This window comes from Sphingomonas sp., from assembly GCF_035910975.1.
Classification (GTDB): Bacteria; Pseudomonadota; Alphaproteobacteria; order Sphingomonadales; family Sphingomonadaceae; genus Sphingomonas.
In genome coordinates, this window is sequence record NZ_JAMHWM010000004.1 from 1 (window position 1) to 1,478 (window position 1,478).

The 1,478-nt window shown below is 68.7% G+C and carries 2 protein-coding genes; both read left to right on the top strand.

Annotated features, from left to right (window positions below):
- On the top strand, window positions 1-212 hold a 212-nt coding region (locus tag VYI76_RS00060), incomplete at its 5' end, for a hypothetical protein (RefSeq protein WP_326522729.1).
- 143 nt (window positions 213-355) lie between these two features.
- Complete coding sequence (locus VYI76_RS00065) at window positions 356-1,459, top strand: IS5 family transposase (protein WP_326522730.1); 1,104 nt, start codon at window positions 356-358, stop codon at window positions 1,457-1,459.
- The last annotated feature ends 19 nt before the right edge of the window (window positions 1,460-1,478 follow it).

Sequence of the window (1,478 nt, forward strand, 5' to 3'; positions counted from 1 at the left end):
TGCGCGCCGCCTACCCGCGCAGCAAGCACGCGCCCGACGGCTGGACCATGGCCGACGCCGGCGGCCTGACCCTGGTCTTCATCGACGACGCCGGCCGCAAGTCGCAGGCGCTCTACACCGGCATGCTGCGCGACCGGACCGAGGTCACCGCCCTGTTCCGCCAGGCCCTCGACGAGGCCCCGACCGGCGGCCCCGCGATCCCGCCGCCCTGAGGACCCGAGCGAAGTGAGGGTCCGAAGTGACAAGGAGCGCCGTTGAGGCCGCGTAAGGGCCCGCCGCGGCAAGCGCCGCCGATTCATTCACAGTCCCTGAGAGGGTGTTTGATATTTAAGTTCTCTTGGTGCATAATGCCGGCATGACGGTGGCATCGAAGTCTGCGGCGAAAGGGCGCCCGCACCGGCTGGGGAGCGCGGAGCTCGACGTGATTCGGCAGCTGGCGCTCGCGAATCCTGCGGCGCCCATTGTCGAGTTGACGCGCATGCTCAGCGAACAGCTGGGGGCCCGCATCGATCGGTTCATGATGGCGCGAGCGTTGAAGCGCGCGGGTGTGCAGCGTGTGCGGCGCGCGAAGCGGGCGACACCGCGTCTTGTCCCTACGCCCCACCGCTTCACCGACGAGCATCGTGCAGAGGGGCCGCCGCGCGGGTATCCGTCGAGCTTGACGGATCACGAGTGGGCTCTCGTGCGAGACCTCTTCGAGAACACCGGCCCCGGGCGGCCGCCCAAGCACTCGCGGCGGACGATGTTCGATGCGATCGCCTACGTCGTTCGGTCCGGGTGCGCGTGGCGCATGCTCCCGCGCCACTTCCCAAAGTGGCAGACCGTCTACGCGGCGTTTCGCGAGTGGTCGACGAAGGAGCGGTTCGTGATGATGCACGCGCGCCTCGCCGCGATCTGGCGCGAGCGGGAGGAGCGTGATGCGAACCCGACCGCCACCGTCATCGACTCCCAGTCGGTGCGCACGTCAGCGCAGGGTGGTCCACGCGGGTTCGATGCCAACAAGAAGATCAAGGGGCGCAAGCGCCACATCGCTACCGACACGCTCGGGCTCTTGCTGGCCGTCGTCGTCACGGCGGCGTCGGTCCAAGATCGCGATGTCGGTCCCGCCGTGCTCGATGCCGCGCTCGCGCGGTATCCGACGCTGGCGATGGTCTACGTCGACCAGGGCTACGCCGGACGCTGTGCCGACGAGATGCGCACCCGCGATGTCCGCGTCGACGTCGTGCGCCGTCGCGACAAGGTCTGGGCCACCGCGCAGTTGAGCCTTCTCCCGACGCCGGCTCGTGGATTCGAGATCCTCCCCAAGCGATGGGTCGTCGAGCGGACCAACGCCTGGAACGACTCGCCGCGCCGCATGGCCAAGGACTACGACCGGCGCCTCGACGTGTCCGAGACGTGGATCTGGATCACCGAAGGCCGGCTGCTGCTGCGCCGCGTGGCTCGCGCGCAGGCGGCTTAATTACCAAACACCCTCTCAG